Origin of the sequence: Maridesulfovibrio zosterae DSM 11974, from assembly GCF_000425265.1 — a bacterium.
In the GTDB taxonomy this organism is placed as follows: Bacteria; Desulfobacterota; Desulfovibrionia; order Desulfovibrionales; family Desulfovibrionaceae; genus Maridesulfovibrio; species Maridesulfovibrio zosterae.
This window is the reverse complement of record NZ_KE384342.1, coordinates 774,556-792,971: the sequence shown is the minus strand read 5'-3', so window position 1 is coordinate 792,971 and position 18,416 is coordinate 774,556. Positions and strand designations below refer to the sequence as shown.

Annotated in this window: 14 protein-coding genes; 11 read left to right on the top strand and 3 right to left on the bottom strand. The window is 41.3% G+C overall.

From position 1 onward, the window contains the following. Positions 1–113 precede the first annotated feature (113 nt). Positions 114–1,961, top strand: coding sequence for a BRCT domain-containing protein (locus H589_RS0115240; RefSeq protein ID WP_027722829.1), 1,848 nt, complete (start codon positions 114–116; stop codon positions 1,959–1,961). A 77-nt stretch (positions 1,962–2,038) separates the two neighbouring features. Beyond that, positions 2,039–2,815 (top strand): 4-hydroxy-tetrahydrodipicolinate reductase, encoded by a 777-nt coding sequence (gene dapB / locus H589_RS0115235; protein WP_027722828.1) that lies wholly within the window; start codon positions 2,039–2,041, stop codon positions 2,813–2,815. Positions 2,816–2,895: 80 nt separating this feature from the next. On the opposite strand, the gene H589_RS0115230 is transcribed toward dapB, so the two are convergent. After that, entirely contained in the window at positions 2,896–3,987 is a 1,092-nt protein-coding gene (locus H589_RS0115230; protein WP_027722827.1) for a glycosyltransferase, read from the bottom strand. Continuing rightward, positions 3,980–6,076 (bottom strand): succinate--CoA ligase subunit alpha, encoded by a 2,097-nt coding sequence (gene sucD / locus H589_RS0115225; protein WP_027722826.1) that lies wholly within the window; start codon positions 6,074–6,076, stop codon positions 3,980–3,982. Before sucD ends, H589_RS0115230 begins: the two co-directional genes overlap by 8 nt. A 322-nt stretch (positions 6,077–6,398) precedes the next feature. Between sucD and H589_RS0115220 the strand changes: the two genes are divergently transcribed. Together H589_RS0115220 and H589_RS0115215 are read left to right on the top strand one after the other, a co-directional pair. Further along, entirely contained in the window at positions 6,399–7,172 is a 774-nt protein-coding gene (locus tag H589_RS0115220) for a hypothetical protein (RefSeq protein ID WP_027722825.1), read from the top strand. 9 nt (positions 7,173–7,181) lie between these two features. Continuing rightward, the gene (locus H589_RS0115215) at positions 7,182–7,673 is read left to right on the top strand and encodes a hypothetical protein (RefSeq protein ID WP_027722824.1); all 492 of its coding nucleotides are present in this window, start codon (positions 7,182–7,184) and stop codon (positions 7,671–7,673) included. Here the strand turns inward: H589_RS0115215 and H589_RS0115210 are convergent. Next, positions 7,662–8,837, bottom strand: a complete 1,176-nt coding sequence (locus H589_RS0115210) for a tRNA nucleotidyltransferase/poly(A) polymerase-related protein (RefSeq protein WP_027722823.1) — start codon at positions 8,835–8,837, stop codon at positions 7,662–7,664. The two genes, H589_RS0115215 and H589_RS0115210, sit on opposite strands and share 12 nt — an antisense overlap. A gap of 79 nt (positions 8,838–8,916) precedes the next feature. Between H589_RS0115210 and H589_RS0115205 the strand changes: the two genes are divergently transcribed. The 7 genes from H589_RS0115205 to H589_RS0115175 all read left to right on the top strand — a co-directional run bounded on the left by H589_RS0115205 (position 8,917) and on the right by H589_RS0115175 (position 18,413). Further along, positions 8,917–9,597: a TVP38/TMEM64 family protein gene (locus H589_RS0115205; protein ID WP_027722822.1), complete on the top strand. Its 681-nt coding sequence runs from the start codon at positions 8,917–8,919 to the stop codon at positions 9,595–9,597. Positions 9,598–9,641: 44 nt separating this feature from the next. Beyond that, entirely contained in the window at positions 9,642–10,814 is a 1,173-nt protein-coding gene (locus H589_RS0115200; RefSeq protein WP_027722821.1) for a cyclic nucleotide-binding domain-containing protein, read from the top strand. Between the two features lie 39 nt (positions 10,815–10,853). Then, on the top strand, positions 10,854–11,990 hold the full coding sequence (locus tag H589_RS0115195; RefSeq protein WP_027722820.1) for a Crp/Fnr family transcriptional regulator: 1,137 nt from the start codon (positions 10,854–10,856) through the stop codon (positions 11,988–11,990). 115 nt (positions 11,991–12,105) lie between these two features. Next, positions 12,106–13,029, top strand: a complete 924-nt coding sequence (locus tag H589_RS0115190; RefSeq protein WP_027722819.1) for a biotin--[acetyl-CoA-carboxylase] ligase — start codon at positions 12,106–12,108, stop codon at positions 13,027–13,029. A gap of 310 nt (positions 13,030–13,339) precedes the next feature. Further along, the gene (locus H589_RS0115185; RefSeq protein ID WP_027722818.1) at positions 13,340–16,918 is read left to right on the top strand and encodes a PEP/pyruvate-binding domain-containing protein; all 3,579 of its coding nucleotides are present in this window, start codon (positions 13,340–13,342) and stop codon (positions 16,916–16,918) included. 151 nt (positions 16,919–17,069) lie between these two features. Next, complete coding sequence (locus H589_RS0115180) at positions 17,070–17,510, top strand: exosortase system-associated protein, TIGR04073 family (RefSeq protein ID WP_027722817.1); 441 nt, start codon at positions 17,070–17,072, stop codon at positions 17,508–17,510. Positions 17,511–17,573: 63 nt separating this feature from the next. Next, on the top strand, positions 17,574–18,413 hold the full coding sequence (locus tag H589_RS0115175) for a DsbA family protein (RefSeq protein ID WP_245577165.1): 840 nt from the start codon (positions 17,574–17,576) through the stop codon (positions 18,411–18,413). Positions 18,414–18,416 lie beyond the last annotated feature (3 nt).

Below are 18,416 nucleotides of genomic sequence, written 5' to 3'. Positions count from 1 at the left end.
AAAAAAATAAACAATCCCACAGCTAATAGTTTTGGAGGTCTTAAACCTTTTTTTTAATAGGTTTAAGACCCTGATGGGACCAAAGCGTACAGCGCAATAAATCCAGATTATACATGAGTAAAGTAGACCAAAAAAATATTGAAGAGCTGGTAAAAAGGCTCGAAAAACATAATGAAGATTACCGTCGCGGCATGCCTACTATCAGTGATGCCCGATATGATGAATTAACTGAACAGCTGCGGGAATTGGCACCAGATCATTCTTTTTTAGGGAATGTGGAACCTGAAAATTTCAGCGAAAAGGTTGAGGTGAGACATCCTAAACCTATGCTATCTACCGAAAAAGCATACACTGTAGAAGAGCTGGAACGCTTTGTAGCCCGTGTTGAGAAAGAAGCCAGAGTTCTTGGTATTCGTGATGTTCAGTATCGTGTGACTCCAAAGCTAGACGGTCTGGCTGCTCGTGATGACGGGAAAATTTTTGCAACCCGTGGTAATGGTGAAGTCGGTTATGAAATTTCAAGTGCATTTGCCAAAGGAATTGTCCCCATCGGCGGACGTGGACTCGGGGTCGGTGAGATTGTTTGCAGTCGCGATTATTTTGAAGAGCACCTAGCAGAGACTTTTGAACATCCCCGTAATATGGTTGTTGGAATAGTCACTTCTGATAATGTAAATGAAGCTTCAAAACAGGCTTTGCAGGATGAAGCTGTAAGGTTTGTTCCCTACAGCACTTTGCCTAAAAAAGTTGTCGGCAGTGAAGAACTTGTAAAAAATGTCTGGGAAATAACTGACGAATTATGGTCCACTTCCGATTATCCTCTTGATGGTATGGTGGCCGAGGTAATGGACTCAGCTTTACAGGATGCTTTAGGCGCAACAGCTCATCATTATCGCTGGCAGATTGCTATTAAAAAGAAAGGTGAATCCGCTGTTACTGAAGTGGAAGGCATCCGCTGGCAGGTTGGGCGTATGGGCGCAGTCACTCCTGTTATGGAAGTCAAACCAGTTTCGGTTTCCGGTGCAACTATCCGTAACGTAACAGCTCACAATGCAGGTATGTTGCGTGATCAGTCCATCGGCATAGGTGCAGTTATTAGGATTATACGCAGCGGTGAAGTTATTCCTAAGCTTGAAGAGGTTTTAAAACCTGCTCATGAGGTCGAATTATTGACCCATTGTCCATCGTGCGGTGCGGAACTTTTTTGGCAGAACGACTTTTTAAAATGTCCCGATTTCAATTGCCCTGCACGAGTTGAACAGAGACTGGAGTATTGGTTTAAGACTCTTGGAAATGCTGACTGGTTTGGCAAGAAAACCATTACAAAACTTGTTTCAGCAGGGCGTAATTCTCTTGAGGCTGTATATACAATGGGTGAGGAAGATTTTAAAAAGCTGGGATTTGGCCCCGTTCAATCTTCCAATCTGGCAGAAGCAATTTATATCAGTCGTACTAAAGAAACTGATGATTGGCGTTTTCTGGCTGCATTCGGCATCCCTGATCTGGGTAAAGCTGATAGTCGTAAGTTGCTGGGGCACTACAAACTTGAAGATGTGGTAAACGTAAAGCAGGAAGAATTGCTCGATATTCATGGCTTTGGCGACATTACCAGTCATTCAGTAACTGAGGGAATTGCAGCTATTAAACAGACCATTCTCCATATGCTGAATTTTGATTTTAACTTAAGACGTACTCCTCTACTTAAAGATACAGCAGAAATGGATAGCCCTATTGCCAGGAAAGGGATCGTTTTTACCGGCAAGATGGTGCAGGGAACCCGCGAAGATATGCAGGCTGTTGCCCGTAGAATGGGAGCAAAAGTGCAGACATCAGTAAGCGGCAAAACTGATTTTCTGGTCTGCGGAAGTAATGTCGGGGCAAAAAAAATGGAAACAGCCCAGTCCAAAGGTGTTAAAGTCATGACTGAAGCCGAGTACATGGACATGGTGAGTGAAAACTGATTTTTTAAAGTGAATAATTTATTATAGATACCAATCAATCGGTTCTGTTCTGAACCGTCAAAATTTAGGAGCATGATATGACTGATGTTGTAATTATGGGTGCTAAAGGGCGTATGGGCGATACTCTGGTTCGCTGTGCTCAGCAAAGTGAAGACCTTAATCTTGCCGCAGTACTTGAGCGTTCAGGTTGTGAAGAAGGACTTGATACACTCGGCTGTATCTGCGGAACTTCACCTGAAGAAGTTCTCACTAAAGTTCCGGGCGCTGTTGTTATTGATTTCACTTCTCCTGTTGTGACACTTAAGCTTCTTGAAACAGCTTCTATCACAGGAAATCCAGTCGTTATCGGCACAACAGGGATGACCAATGAAGAGCTTGCACAGGTCGAAGAATTTGCTAAAAAAGTACCTGTTTTTCTTGCTCCGAACATGAGTGTGGGCGTAAATGTTCTGCTTAAAGTTCTGCCTGAACTGGTACGAATGCTCGGACCTGCTTATGATATGGAAATGACTGAAATACATCATAATAAAAAGGTAGACTCTCCAAGCGGAACAGCTCTCAAGCTGGCTCAGTGCATGGCTGAAGCTCGCGGACTGGTTTATGATGAAGTTAAAAAACATTCCCGCGACGGTATTATCGGTGCAAGGACCAAAGATGAAATCGGAGTAATGGCGGTTCGTGGCGGCGACGTTGTCGGTGACCATACTGCTTATTTCTTCGGTCCCGGTGAACGTATTGAAGTTACTCACCGTGCTCATTCCCGCGAAACTTTTGCTCAGGGTGCGCTACGTGCTGCACGTTGGCTCAGTGATAAAAAGCCCGGAAAAGTTTATTGCATGGCTGATATATTTTAATCATCACTGTCCTCTTTATAAATAAAAAGATAGGCATTGATTATAAATAATCAATGCCTATCTTTTTATTAAAAATAAAATTATTCTTCAATTACATCAATTAATTTGCTTAATACCAGCGGAGTATTGAAATTTTCTAATACTTTCGTACGCCCTTTTTTGCCCATTTCATTTCTGAGTTCTGCATTTAAAATCAGTTTTTCAAGAGCTGCTGCAAGCATTTCTGAATTTTCAGGAGGGACAAGAATACCTGTTTCTCCGTCCGAAACAACTTCCGGGTTTGAACTTATATTGAAACCGACCACTGGTTTTTCAAGCGTCATGGCTTCAACCAGTGCGTATCCAAATCCTTCCCACAGTGACGGCAGGCAGAAAATATCCTGCGAGGCATGAAATGATTTCATATCTTTTACAAAACCAAGGAAGTTAATTCTGTTCGTAACTCCAAGTTCTGCTGCATAATCTTTCAGTTCTTTTTCCATTTCGCCTGTGCCGGCGATCTGTATTTTGAATTTTAAATTTTTATTTTTAAGAATTTTTGCAGCTTCTATGAGAAATTTTTGCCCTTTTTGCGCCGTCAAACGAGCTGCATTTCCGATGATAATATCATCTGTTTCGGAAGAGCAGGCGGATGATATCTTTTGACTATCGAATTCTGCTACATCAAATCCGTTGTAAATCTGTCGTATTTTTGAATCATGGATCAGATTTTTGTTGTGGGCTAAAACTGTACGTTTAGTCTCAAAAGAATTGACTATAAGACGGTCAACGATTTTTGAAAAAATCTGCCTGTTCAGGAATGTGTTTTTCACCGGAACGGCGATTCCTCTGCGGTATATAATTTTAGAAACACCGGCTCTTTTGGCCGCAACTCCGCCACTTTTCAGGTCTGAAGGCAGGGCGGTTATCAGGGTCTGAATATCATTTTGCTTAAAAAATGATTTCAATCTGCCCATGAGTAGGGGATTTAGGAAAGAAAGGTTGCCGATCGGTTCGCTGTGCAGAGTAATGCCGGGTTCGTTTTTAAGACGGTTTTTCAGTTCTGATTTGTGATTGGTTACAACAAAAACATTGTAACCTTTATCCCGTAGCAGCAGGGAAAAGTGGTGATTCCATTTTTCCCCGCCGCCCCAGGCTTTATTGCTATTAAAAAAACATACGTTTTTATTCACTTAATTTGATTCCAAGTGCGTCTGCTGTGAGCTGTGGAATAGACTCAAGGCTCGGACACACTGTGAAACCTGCACTGCGCATTTTTTCCAGCTTGCCCTGCACTCCTGTCCCTTCCTTGAGAATAGCACCTGCGTGGCCCAGACGTTTACCCGGAGGAGCTGTCTGACCAGCAATAAAGGAAAGTACGGGTTTGTCAAATCCGGTCTCGATAACGTAGTCCGCAAGATCCTGTTCCGCCGTGCCGCCGATTTCACCAAGTACCATAACAGCTTTGGTTTCATCATGATTGCGTAACATCTCAAAGATATCAGCAAAAGTGGTTCCGATATAGGAGTCACCGCCGATACCGATGGATAATGATTGTCCTATGCCGACTTGATTAAGACGATCAGCGACTTCGTAGGTCAGGGTTCCGCTTCGCGACAGGACTGCAACAGGGCCGGGGGAAAAGGGGGTTGTGGGCAGAATTCCGATTTTAGTCTGTCCCGGTACAATGAGCCCCGGTGTGTTGGGGCCGATAATACGTGATTTTCCGCCTTTAACCTGTTCCAGCACATTAAGCATAGCGCTTTGAACAATACCTTCAGTGATGCATACAACCCACGGTATTTCGCAGGATGTGGCTTCAAGAATTGCATCAGTTGCCAGTTTTGGAGGAACAAAAATTATACTTGCCCCTATTTCATGATGCCGCTGTGCTTCCTTTATACTGTTGTAGACCGGAACACCCAGCACTTCCTGACCACCTTTGAAGGGAGTTACCCCGGCAACAATGTTGCTGCCGTACTCAAGCATCAAGCGGGTATGAAGTTGTCCCTCCTGTCCGGTTATACCCTGAACAAGAATAGGTGTGTCTTTATCGATGCCGAAGGTATGCGGCGATTTGTAGCCGATATCCTGCGGTCTCAAATCGGGCATAGCTGCAATGGGATCAGGGAATTCAATTGTTGGAGCATTAGCAGGTTTTAGTTTACTGAGAAGATCAAGTGCCTCCTGCATATTTCTGGCACGGTGAAGCTTGTCGCCTTTGATTTCTTTCAGAATTTCAAGTCCTTCTTCGGCGCTGTTTCCGGACATACGTACAACGATCGGTTTTTCAGGTGCTTTTCCGCCAAGAGCAGCAACAAGGGCTTTTGCAACCAGTTCACATGACAGTATGCCGCCAAACAGGTTAATTAAGATAGCTTCAACCTGTTTATCTAGGAAAAGAAGTCCCAGTGCTGTTTCAATACGTTTCTGGTCGGCAGCCCCGCCTAGATCCAGAAAGTTTGCAGCCGGAAGCCCAGAGAAATTCAGCGCATCCATGGATGCCATAGCCAGACCTGCGCCATTGGCGATAAGACCCACCCAGCCTTTAAGGGAAACAAAACTCATTCCGGCATCGCGGGCGATGTTTTCTTCATGAGTAGAATGCTCAGGCTGATAATATTTTTCAAATACCGGGTTAATGTCGACAATGTTGTCGTCCATTTCAATTTTACCATCTAGGGCAAGAAGTTTGCCGTATCCGGTAAGGGCAAGAGGATTAATTTCAGCCAGCAGCAAACCGTGACCGATCATGGTTTTGTAGAGATTTTTTACTATATTGCTGAAATCTCCAAAAAGCTCTTTAGCAAGACCGATATGGAAAAAAGCGGCGCGAATCTGATTTGGCTGGAGTCCTCCGGGCAGACTTATTTCTTGAATGAGAAGATTGTCCAGCCCCATATTTTCAATTTCAACTCCTCCCTCGCGTCCAACAGTCATGATTACTTTGCGGCGCTGACGTGATAACGTCAGTGAAAGATAAAATTCTTTGCGAATGTCAACGGCAGGTTCAGCTCTGATGAACGGGACTTTATTGCCTTTGATTTCCATATTTAAAATCTGGCTGGCAATCTTTTCATAGTCATCCTGAGAATCAACTTTCTGGATTCCTCCGGCTTTCCCTCTACCGCCTACGGGGACCTGTGCTTTCAGAATCCAGGGCAGGGGAAAGTATGGTTTAAGGGAAGGAAGATCTTTTTCAGTAATTTTAACCCCTGTCGGGACAGGAATTCCAGCAGCCTCTTTAAGTAATGTTTTACTTAAGTGTTCATTCAGCAGCATACTCCCTCCAGCATGTCTACGGTTTCATTCGAAGAGAAACTATCACCTGTTAAAGAATCAATAATTGCTTCCAAAAGCACTAATAAATTGAGCAGGTAATTTAAAATGCTTAAATGTTTAAGTAATCATCATAAAAATATTTCCAGATGATACTTGTGCCCATAGCGTATAATTCAATTATATGGCACTCTCAAGTTCAATTAACAAATTTATTTACGGTTTTTGAGCTATCAGTCACTGCAAAGCTTGTTAAATAAGGGATTAGACCGTTTTTATTTTTTTTCGAATAAAATTTTTTAATTATGCTTTTTAGGAAAATATTATGGCTGATTTTAAAAATTTATCTGACGTTTTGGCTGAGGAAGTTATGAGCGATGTGGCTGATACTTTTTTTGGAGCCAGAATTGATATCGATGATGCTCTTGAGTATTTCCATACAGTCTCAGAGAAATTGCATGAAAAATTATATAAAGTTTTCAGGGCATATGTTTTATTGGAAAAAATAAGTCTGGGAAGTGAGAGACTTAATGATTTCTGGAAGACTACAGGAATCAGCAGTGATCCGTTTAAGATTCCTCCCGGTATTGAGTGCGCAGGGTTGCTTGTGACTCCTACTTTTTCATTATTTGCACGGAATGAATATATTAAGTGGTACGGTATGGCCTATGATCTGCTTAGAGAACGTATCAATGAATACATGCATGGAACATACAAGGATGATAGCAACGGCCGTAAAATTCTTTCAGCAAACAGAGACGATTTTTTTCGTATGTGTAATGAAATCAATATTAAAATTGAAAAAATTAATAGAAACGTTTCTGCATCTGAAGTTCTTAAGTTTACGAAATCACTTGACCCCTCTGTCGCTAAGAAAGAAAACATTACCGGATGTGTAGGGCCTCAATGTAAAGCCATAGATGATGAAATGGCTTTTACGGTGATCACAATTAAAGATATTGATTTTCCGGCATTTTCAGATCTTCCTGATCGCAAAGAAGTGAAATCGTTTATTTCTGGGCTTTGTTCTGCTAATTATTCCCGCGAAAAGTCCCGGGTTAAAGAGTTGCTTAAATCATTAAGACAAAGTGTTAAGTAAGGAGTTGGTATGACTAAAACAGTTAATTTTATTCTTGTATTGCTACTTGTTCTCTGTGCTTCCACCACTGTTTATGCTCAGGAGAAGAAAAATGTTCCTGATTCCAAGGTTAAACCGGAGGTTACTCAGCCGGAAGCAAAGCAGGAAAAGAAGGATGGTGTTCCTGTTGTTGTAGTACATACAGGCGATGATGTGCTTGGCGGTTCTCTTGCTTTAAAAGTAAAGGAAAGTTTTAGAAAATCAGTTTTATTCCAACTTGCGGATAAAACTAAAAAATCAGTGAGAATAAAAATTGTTTCCAGCAGTGAGTTTTCAGAGCGTCCTGAAATAGGTTCAGTTTATACCGCTATCTGGACATTTGCTGAAAGTGAAGATGTGGTTCCTTTTTATCTTGCTGAAGAGCTTGGTCTGGTCAACCAGCAGAACCTTGACCGGACCGCTGCGAAATTACTGAACCGTACAGATAAAATTGCGGAAGAGTATAAATATTTATTTGAGTAGATTCTGCCAGTTATTGCCTCTGCGAAAAGATTTCAGACGCAAAGAGCGCAGTGAACGCAGCTTTTCACCTGATTTCGGTCCTAAATTACGATCTTCAACCGGCAGGGATACTTTCAGTATCTCTGCCAGTTCAGACGTTGCAGATTTCATAACATCTTCTCCTCTGTCTGCGTGAGTAAGACTGATCATATTTTCCAGTAACCCGTTTACATGCAGTTTCATCAAAAGATCCACTTTTGTTGCAGGGCGAAGTTCCATATAGTTTCCGGCTTTCATATGCAGCTTTGCTGCAATCTCGCCTGCCTGTATAAATTTTGTCGGCAGCAGCAGACGTCGGCCCAGTTTCAGTGCTGGAGCAATTCCTGATTTATCATGGCCATGGTGGGATGGTAGCTTATTCTTTGCGGTAAGTGTTTTGCCAAGATCATGGCACATAGCCATCCAGCAGGTAATGCTGTCCCCGGCAACCTTATCCATCATTTCAGCAGTATGACCAAGAACTGTTTTGTCGTGAAACGGTGAGGGACCGGCCGGAATCTCATCGGAATTGCTGAACTCTGAAAACCATGGTTCCAGACAGTCTGTTTCACTGAGTATTCTGATAAAATTTCCTGGCTGTGAGGCTGCAAGTGCTTTACGTAGCTCTACACCTATTCTGTCGGGAGCTATGCCTGCCAGCCATCCTTGGGATGAAGCTTCACGCATTTTGAGTAGCAAGTCTGCATTAGGAGTGAAATCCGGGAATCTGGCAAGAAATGTTGCCACTCTGAAAACCCGAAGAGGGTCTTCCTTGAAAGACTGGGCAAAACATAGGCGCAGGGTCTTGTTTGTGATATCTTCCAGTGCGTCAGGATGACAGTAAAGTTCGCCATCTTCATCAATGGCAAAACTGTTTACAGTAAAGTCTCGTGAGCAGAGATCAAGATCAATTGTTTCTCCAGTTGTTTTGCCTCGTAAGCGGGGAAGCGAAAATTCAAATCCCTTCATAAAAAAAATTTCGTATGACTTTCCTACGGGATGGGCTGCAGGAAATTCAGAAATAAATTCGTCAGCTGTGCCACGGGCAATTAAAAAATCAAAATCATGCGGTTTTTTTCCGAGCAGCAGATCTCGTACAGCTCCACCAACTAGTAGGGTTTTTATATTTTTATTATTTGTTATCATGTTATTCTTTTAATGATTTATGCATGATGCTTAGATATAGAGATTTGCTAAATTGTTTTTTGATGATATCGTAAGAAGAATGAAAAAGAAAATATTCATACTAATTTTTTTGGTACTTGTGGCAACACTCTTTTTTGCCTTTGATTTAGACAGATTCTTTACTCTTGAATATATAAAAAATTCTCGTCAAGAATTTCAAATTTTTTATGATCAACAGCCTGTATTTACGGTTTTTTTGTTTTTTATAACTTACGTTACAGTTGTCGGTACAAACCTGCCCGGAGCAACTATTCTTGGGCTAGCCGGCGGGGCATTATTTGGTTTTTCAATTGCCGTGGTGACTATTTCTTTTGCCAGTTCAATCGGAGCAACTATTGCCTGTTTTTTTTCACGTAATTTATTTCGTGATTATGTACAGCGCAAATTTGGGGATAGACTGGATAAAGTTAACAAAGGGATTGAGGAAGAGGGGGCATTTTATCTGTTTTCTATGCGCCTTATTCCGGCAATTCCATTTGTTGCGATCAATTTGTTGATGGGTCTTACGCCCATGAAGCTTAGAACTTTTTACTGGGTTTCACAAATTGGCATGTTGCCTGGAACCATGGTCTACGTTAATGCTGGTAGTGAATTAGGAAAGATTGATTCTCTTGCTGGTATTATTCAGCCTGGCTTGATTATTTCTTTTGTGATTTTGGGATTTTTTCCTTTGATGGTTAAAAAGGCAGTAGCTTTTGTCAAAGCCCGCCGAAGTGTGTAGGGTCGGAATAATAAAGTAATTTTAACGGGTGTATATATTTCATTATGATTGCAAGAACTTCACCTAGCTTACGCAGTTTTCATAAGGGTAAAATTATTTTCTCCGAAGGGCAGGAAAGTAAAGTTGCCTATATGATAAAAAGTGGAACTGTTGATATTTTTCGTAAAATAGACAGAAATAAAACAGTACTCGCTACTCTTCGAAGAGGGGATATCTTTGGAGAAATGGCTCTGTTAACTGATCAGAAGCGTACCGCCAGTGCGGAAGCTTCCAGTTTTTGCGAGCTTGTAGTGCTCACTGAAGAATTGATGAATAAATTACTTGCAGCCTCGCCGGGTACTATTAAAAAAATAGTTGATTTACTGGCTAAAAGAGTTGTGGCCACAGGAGGAAAATCCTGTAGCGAAGAAAGTGACTCTTTCATTGCTTTGTCTACTATACTTGATCTTGCTTATAAAGAATATGCATATACGCCGAAGAACAAACAGGCGGCGATTCCAAATTACTCCAGAGGTCTTTCTGTAAAATCATTTACCGAAACTGTAAAAAGTCTTGCAATGTTTTCTACTTTGGAAATCGAATCTTTTCTTGAAACTGTCTACAAGCTTCGTTTGATAGATATGAAGAATATTAAGAAAAGTGATAAAGGTGCTTTTGCAGATAAGTATATATTAATCAATAATATAAGTCAGTTTATGACTTCATTACGAAGCTTGTATAAACAGATGAAAGAAATCGGTGCGAGTGTTGATTCTCGTATGAGTTATATGACGTTTTCTGATTTAGCAGCTAAAACCGGAACAACTCCTGAACTTGTTTATAAGAAGCTTATAAAAGAGGAGATGCCGGAAACTCTGGTCTTTTTTGACAGGGAAAAAGCTGTAGAGTGGAGCAAAGATAAAGATGAGAAATTCTTTAAGAAATTTAAGCGTCCACGGAAGGCTTTGGAAGATCTTGAGAATGTTGATGACCTGATTTTTATCGATAACCCTTCACTTAAGACTGTTTTTGAAGGGTATGATTTTTATAAAATTTCAGTGTTGTTTTCAGCGGCAGATAAACAGAATAAAGAAAAAATTGTTCGCAATGTCGGACGTAAAATGGCTAAAATTCTACTTAGTGAATCTTCTCGTGATCGATCTGCAACAGATCCTGAGGTTATTGAGTGCTGTGATGAAATTTTTGATGCTGTTCGAAAACTTAAAGGGGCAAGCTAAGGTGACGTTATGCAGCGACTTGCGGAAAGGAGAAAGGAAATGAGTCCTCAAAAACCTTTGTCCAAAACATATAATAAAGGTGATATTATTTTCCGCGAAGGAGATAGTGGAAACCTTGCATATATGATTCAGTCAGGATCAGTTAATATTGTCAAGAATATTAAGGGTAAGCAGAGCGTTTTAGCTACACTTGGTCCTGGAGAAATTTTCGGTGAAATGGCTATTATTTCAAAATCTCCCAGAGTTGCAGGAGCAGAGGCAGCATCAGAATGTACTCTGATGGTGCTGACTGCGCGCCTGATTCTTCTTTTACTGCAGAAAAGTCATCCAACCGTATTTCACCTGACTAGAATTCTGGCTTCACGTCTTGCTGCTGCTAACCGCACTTTATCTGAAAATCGCAGCGAAAATTCATGGATGACTTTCTGTCGTCTGCTCCATATGGAGCATCGCATATTTATGACCAGCCCACGTGAAGAAAAACTTCTGGGTATTGATTTCACAGTTTTTTGTAAGAGGTTGGTTGAAATTACCAATATGCCGCAAAGTGAGATTGATAGGTTTGTAAAATCTGCAATTGGCTTTAATATGCTTTCGTTGAACAAAATGTCTAAATGCACATTTGTCAGCGTTACTGATCCGGATAATTTTTTAGATATAGCTGAGAATCTTTCAGGTGATATCAACAAGTTTGGCGGAAAGGTAAGTCTTGCTGATTATATGGATATTGATGATTTTGCAGCTATGGTCGATTCTGATCCTGAGATGATTTATAAGAAAATAGGTGTTGGAGAATTTCCTGAAGATATTTGTGTTCTGCACAAAGATGCCACAATAAAATGGGCTGAAAAAAAAGGTGTTCAATATTTTAAAGAAACCAGACGTAAACGCAAATCAATCGATGAACTTGAAGGTTTGGAAGATATTATATTTGTTGATATTGGAACGTTGAAACAAGTTTTTAAAAAACTTGGATATTACAAGCTTGGAATTTTGCTCGCGATTGCAGAGGAAGATGCCAAAAAACGTATCCAAATGTCCATATCGAAGAAAATTGTCGCTGCGATTATGAAAGATGCAAAATCACCAGATTCAATTAATCAAAGTGAAGCTGATGATGTGGAAGAAGAACTCATTGAGATGATCAGAGAGATAAAGTCAAACAGCACAGAATAATACAGTTGTTACTTGTAAAGCGGATAAATTCTGTATACCGCTGTATAAAAATTGCAAAGTATGCAAGAATGTATCGTCTTCATTCTCATTCAAACTACAGACATGGGATATTATCATGATTACAAGAATTACCATTATCAACGGTAAAGACAGCAGTCCTCTCCCTAGAACAACTCCTGAACAATTATTTCAAGCACATCCTCTGTGGGCCCGGGATATAGAGCATTTTGGACCATGGAATAGCGAGGATGATGAATATCGCACGTATTCTACCTGGTTATCCGGCTCCAGAACTGGTGTACCTGTAGCAATATGCGGATCTTGTATTTCCAGCCTTGATGTTGCGTGGAGATTACACGCTCTTGAAGATCTTCCTGATTGGGGTAGTGTTATTGCTCTGGAGCAGAACACCGGTCGTGGTCAGGTTCGGCGTGAATGGATTTCACCTCCCGGTAATATCTACGGTACTGTTAAATGGCCTGCTTTGCCTGTCGGAGAACCGGGGGAAGCCCGTCCTGTGTGGAATCGTATTCTTCCATTGATTGTCGGTTATCTCACATGTAATGCTCTTAAAGATATAGGCGTTAATACACAGCTTAAATGGCCTAATGATATTTTGATTGATGGTAAGAAGGCTGGTGGAATTCTTATTGAGGAGCGTGGTGGAACCGTTATGGTCGGAATCGGCCTTAACGTTGCCAACGCACCTGAAAGAGAACAATTACGAGTCGATCATGCCGTTCCTGCAGGACGTATAAATACTGAAGAAATGCAGCTTGGTCCTCTTGAAACATGGATTGAGCTTATTAAGTATTTCAAGAAAAATTTTGACAGTATTGTCTCTTCACAGGATGCAGACAGTTTTCTGTATGAACTCGCAGATCAGCTGGTCTGGTTTGGTAAAGAGGTCAAAATTGTCGATGGACCGGACGGAGTTGACCGTGGAGTTATTTGCGGGCTTCGTTCTGATGGCGGACTTGTCGTCGATAAGGACGGCGTGAAGCATGAAATTTATTCAGGATCGGTTATGCCTCTCTAAAGTTTGTTTTTTTATAACAACTTATTTTACTTGACATGTTGCGTTTGCTGAGGAAATCATTTTTCTGTGTGGATGAAATTGAAGGGAAGCCTTTTCGTCCGTTTTTCAGAAGATAGCTGCTGTTTTGAGATCATTTCGGGACAGTAAGAGTGAATGGTTTTTGTAAGTATTTCTGTCTTTTTATTTGGCAGGATGATATGTCATGATTTCTTAGTTTTATAAATCTTTTCAAATTCAAAATCTATATTCATGCGGAATTCCAGGTACTTTATTCCGCAGGCACAATTTACATGATGGGAAGGAGGATATGATGGCAGGTAAGAAGGATAAGTCCGGCTCCACTAAAAAAGAGGACAATACTGCTCCTCAAAAGTCACAGGCAACGAAGCAGCTTGAAAGTAAGCTGGTTCTTACCGGTGCTGATATTGTTAAAATCGGTGAAGAAGCTGAGCTTCTGGTTGGCGGTAAGAACTATAATACAGCATTGATAAGTCAGGTTGAAGGCATTCGGTCGCCTCAGTTCAGAGCGATTTCTTCTATTGCATTTCATAAATTGCTTGATGAAACAAAGGTCCATGCAAGTGTCGTCAGGGCCGTTGTGGACACTGAATATAATGCTGTCGACTGGGGAAGTGAAGAAGTTAATAGTGACAGTGAATTTTTACAGAAATTTGTGCGCTCAATTGCACAGGTTATTAAAGAAGAAGCCAGTAAACATACTGAGACTCAGATTCAGCTTAGAACTTTTATTAATAACGTAGTAGAAGGCTTTGCTACTTCACCTGAAGGTATTGACCAACTGCGTAAAAGGTCTGTGCTGGTTCAGAGTGCGATTCTTTCTGTCGAATTGCCTAGTGAAGTAGATAAGGCTGTTAAAGAAGCATATCTGGCAATTTGTAAAGATGCAGGTCTTGAAAATGAACCTGTCGCAGTCCGTTCCTCAGCCGCTGGTGAAGATAGCCGTAAGAAGGCTTTTGCCGGATTACAGGATACTTATCTTAATATTTTCGGCGAAGATTGCTGCTCTGAAGCCTACCATTGGGATTGTGCCTCTGCGTACAACCTGCGAAGCATGACTTATCGCCGTGAAGCTATCCTTGATGCTGTGACTCTGGCAGAAAATACTGGAGATGCTTCAATTGCTGAAACTGCCAAGCTGGAATGGGCAATTGAAAATACATCGCTTTCTGTATGCATCATGCGCATGATTAACCCAGTCATTTCAGGTACTGCTTTCAGTGCTGATACTGCAACCGGCTGTCGTGGTACTGACCGCAGAGACCTTGTATCCATTGATGCCAGCTACGGACTTGGTGAAGCTGTTGTCGGCGGTATGGTTACTCCTGATAAATTTTATGTTTTTCAGCGTGATGACGGCTCAGAAGTTGTTGTCCGTAATATGGGCAGTAAAGATAAAAAGATTGTATATAGTGAGAAGGGTGGTACCAAAGTAGAAAAAGTACAGCCCGGTGCTGTTTACCGCTGGGCTTTGTCTCTTGCTCAGGCTGAAGAAGTCGCCAAGGGTGTTCGTTCTATCAGTAAAGCTTATGATGATATGATTATGGACACTGAGTTCTGCCTAGATGCAGCTGACCGTTTATGGTTTGTTCAGGCTCGCCCTGAGACTCGCTGGAATGAAGAATTTGAGCTTCATCCTAATTCCATTTTCATGCGTAGACTTGAGGTTAACCCTAAGGAGCTTGAGTCTGCTGAAGTTGTCATTGAAGGAAACGGAGCTTCACGCGGTGCCGGGCAGGGAACAGTTAAGTTTCTGCGTTCAGCCCTGGAACTTAACAAGATTCATAAGGGCGATATTCTTGCTGCCGAGCGTACCGACCCGGATATGGTCCCAGGTATGCGTATTGCCGCAGGTATTCTTGCAGACGTTGGTGGCGATACCAGTCACGCAGCAATTACCTCTCGTGAGCTGGGTATCCCCGCCATTATTGGTATTCAGCGTCTTGAGATAATCAGGTCACTTGATGGGCAGGAGATTACTGTTGATGGTTCAAGAGGCCGGGTCTATCGCGGTTTGTTGCCTCTTATTGAGGTCGGCGGGACAATCAACACTGCAGAACTTCCCGTAACTAAAACCAAGGTCGGCCTTATTTTGGCGGATGTAGGACAATCTTTGTTCCTGTCACGCCTCAGAGAAGTTCCCGATTTTGAAGTCGGTCTGCTCCGGGCTGAATTTATGCTTGGCAACGTTGGTGTTCATCCTCTGGCTTTGGAAGCATATGATAATGGAAGTCTGGATAAGCTTGTTCAGGAAAAGCTTGATGAACTGGATGCACGGCTCACTTCTGTAATGAAGGCTCAGCTTGATTCAGGACTTATTTCGTTAAATGTTAAGTTTAGGGAATATGTCGGCGCTCTTACCGGTATGACTGAAGAGATGGATTCTCTTGCAAATGCAGATACAGCCCGTGGCACAGAAGAAGTTCTTGCCATGCACCGCAAGCTTAGAGAGCTTGATAAGAAACTTGATCATTATCTTGAGCACGCCACAGAGGGACTCTATACTCTTAAAACTTCAGTAAAGATTGAAGACCATTTGAAAGCTGTTCTCGGTGTTCATGCTGATGAGTATGCTGATTCAAAATTTATCTATAAACGTACTGAATCATTGGACGAGCTTCCAGATATGCTTGAGAAAGCCAAGAAGAATCCAATGGTTCTTGAATATATTGAAAAGATTAAAGATCTTCGTGAAGAAGTTGCCCTTAAAATGGGGCTTAAATCTGAAATGGATGAAGTTACAAATCTCAGGCAACGTATTAGCGATATCCTTCGCACACGTGGTCTAAGAACTGGTAAAGAAAACTATATTCAGACTCTTTCACAGGGGCTTGCACTGTTTGCAATGGCTTTTTATGGAAAGGATATTGTATACAGAACCACTGATTTTAAGACCAATGAGTATCACAACCTGCTAGGCGGACTGCTTTTTGAGCATCATGAAGATAACCCGATGCTTGGTTATCGTGGTGTTTCCAGAAATATTCATGACTGGGAACTTGAAGCATTCAAGCTGGCCCGTGGCGTATTCGGCGGTAAAAATCTGCACATCATGCTTCCCTTTGTCAGAACGATTGAAGAAGCACGCAGCATGAAACGTTATCTTTCACAGGTTCATCACCTTGAATCCGGTAAGGATGGCCTCAAGCTGATATTGATGGCAGAAATTCCAAGTAACGCTGTTCTCAGTAAAGAGTTTATTAAAGAAGTTGATGGATTTTCCATTGGTTCTAATGACATGACTCAGCTGGTACTTGGTACAGACCGTGATAATTCCAGTCTTCAGCATATTTATGATGAAGAAGATCCTGCGGTTGTCTGGGCTATTCTTTCAACCATTTTCACCGGTCAGAAGTTCGGCAAGAAGATTGGTTTTTGCGGGCAGGGTGTTTCTAACAGCGTTATTTTGCGCGGAGTTGTCTGCATTGCCGGTATTGTTTCGGCTTCTGTTGTGCCTGATACTTATCTTCAGACTAAGCTTGATATGGCTGCTGTTGAAGCGGAAAATATCAAGGTCAGTGAACTTGGTAAATGGATTAGCGACAGGCATTTTGAAAAACTTGCAGCGCTGATGGAAGCCAACGGATATAAGCATATCATCAAGAAGTATAAGACTCCTGAAGATCTTGAAGACTGGTATGAAGGTGAAATAAGAAGACTCAATGAACAGTTCCGTGATAACATGGATACACCTAAAGAAGACTTTTACAGACAGGAAATGGATACCTTCAGGGGCACATTTCATAAGCCGGTAATTTACTCTTCATGGGATTGGAGTCAGACTGTTGAAGATGCTATGCATCATGCAGGTTTTGCGACTTATGAAGAACAGGAAAAAGCTCTTCAGGTTCAGCGGTCAAAACAGTGGTAAGACTCTAAATCTTAGAAAAAGTTTATGTAGAGACCGGCTCCGGATGGAGTCGGTCTTTTTTTAATGGCATAATGAGTTAGAAGCCTTGCAGACCAATGGTTATTCTTGACAGCGCAGTGGGGCAAAGGCATATATAAGTATAGGAGATAAAATGAATAGAATAATTAAAAATGTGAATATATTCGTCCTCAGCATTGCCCTTTCCTCAATGTTTTTAGCTGGATGTTCTATGAATTCTAAAAACTATGTTGGAAATGGTGAAAATTATTCTGACCGTGCGCCTCGAAAATTGGGAAGAGGTGTAACAAATATTTTTTCTGCCCCACTTGAAATACCGAATCAGGCCGTTAATTTAGCTGCTGAAAATGACGAACCTGCTGAACAGGCAGCCGGATATGTAGGTGGTTTTTTTGTCGGTTTTGCATACGGTGCAGGGCGTATTGTTTCCGGTGTATATGACATTGTGACCTCTCCTTTTGGTGGACCGGCAGCGCCAACTATGGACCCGGATCTTATTTCGTCTGATTTTATGAAGAAAGTAGATAAACGTGATGAATCATTTTCAAACATAACTTTGATGTCTTCAGAGTAGGGCATCAAGAACTTATAATTTTTTAAACCTCCCCAGATTATCCGGTGGAGGTTTTTTCTTTAATTGAATCTGAATACAGGTGATAAAGTGATCAAAAATACAATTCTTCTATTGGCTATGATTATTTCTTTTAGCGGATGTGTAAATAAAGAAATGCTTAAAGAGCAGATTACTCAGGCTATAAAAGATAATCCTCAGATTGTTCTTAATGCCATGCGTGAGAATAGTCTGGATATGCTTGAGATTGTAGAAAATGGAATAGATGCGCGCGAAAAAATAAAACGCGAAGCGCAGTTCGAAGCTGAAATCAATAATCCATATAAGCCATCACTTAATCCGGTTAGAGGGGCTTTGGGAAGTGTTGCAGCGCCTGTAACTATTGTTGAGTATACAGATTTTCTTTGCCCATATTGCCGCAAAGGCGCTGATGTTGTACGCAAGCTTGTAGCCGAACATCCTGAAAAGTATAGACTCATTTTTAGAAATTTACCTATGCATGATGATTCCAGACAACTTGCTGCAGTCTTTGAAGCTCTTGCCTTGATTGATATGAAGAAGGCATTTGAATTTCATGACCTTGCTTTTGAAAAGCAAAAAGATTTGTATAATGATAAGAAAGGGATTGTTTTAGGTCAGATTCTTGATCAGGTAGACGTGGATTATAAAAAATTACAGGAAAAACTTAACTCGGCAGAAGTTCAGAATTATTTGAAGGATGACGAGAAAGAGGCTCGTGAATTCGGTCTGGATGCAACTCCGACTTTTATCATAAACGGTGTTTCTGTTCGTGGTTATATGCCAGCAGATAAATTTGAACATCTGGTTGATCTGATTCTTGAAAAATCCGTAGCAGCTAATACAGATGATGGTGAAATCTGCGAAGATTGTTTGAATCAGCAATAGTAA

Coding starts and splice junctions, on each gene's coding strand:
- H589_RS0115240 (WP_027722829.1), top strand. CDS start 114: ATGAGTAAAGTAGACCAAAAAAATATTGAAGAGCTGGTAAAAAGGCTC.
- dapB (WP_027722828.1), top strand. CDS start 2,039: ATGACTGATGTTGTAATTATGGGTGCTAAAGGGCGTATGGGCGATACT.
- sucD (WP_027722826.1), bottom strand. CDS start 6,076: ATGCTGCTGAATGAACACTTAAGTAAAACATTACTTAAAGAGGCTGCT.
- H589_RS0115220 (WP_027722825.1), top strand. CDS start 6,399: ATGGCTGATTTTAAAAATTTATCTGACGTTTTGGCTGAGGAAGTTATG.
- H589_RS0115215 (WP_027722824.1), top strand. CDS start 7,182: ATGACTAAAACAGTTAATTTTATTCTTGTATTGCTACTTGTTCTCTGT.
- H589_RS0115210 (WP_027722823.1), bottom strand. CDS start 8,837: ATGATAACAAATAATAAAAATATAAAAACCCTACTAGTTGGTGGAGCT.
- H589_RS0115205 (WP_027722822.1), top strand. CDS start 8,917: ATGAAAAAGAAAATATTCATACTAATTTTTTTGGTACTTGTGGCAACA.
- H589_RS0115200 (WP_027722821.1), top strand. CDS start 9,642: ATGATTGCAAGAACTTCACCTAGCTTACGCAGTTTTCATAAGGGTAAA.
- H589_RS0115195 (WP_027722820.1), top strand. CDS start 10,854: ATGAGTCCTCAAAAACCTTTGTCCAAAACATATAATAAAGGTGATATT.
- H589_RS0115190 (WP_027722819.1), top strand. CDS start 12,106: ATGATTACAAGAATTACCATTATCAACGGTAAAGACAGCAGTCCTCTC.
- H589_RS0115185 (WP_027722818.1), top strand. CDS start 13,340: ATGGCAGGTAAGAAGGATAAGTCCGGCTCCACTAAAAAAGAGGACAAT.
- H589_RS0115180 (WP_027722817.1), top strand. CDS start 17,070: ATGAATAGAATAATTAAAAATGTGAATATATTCGTCCTCAGCATTGCC.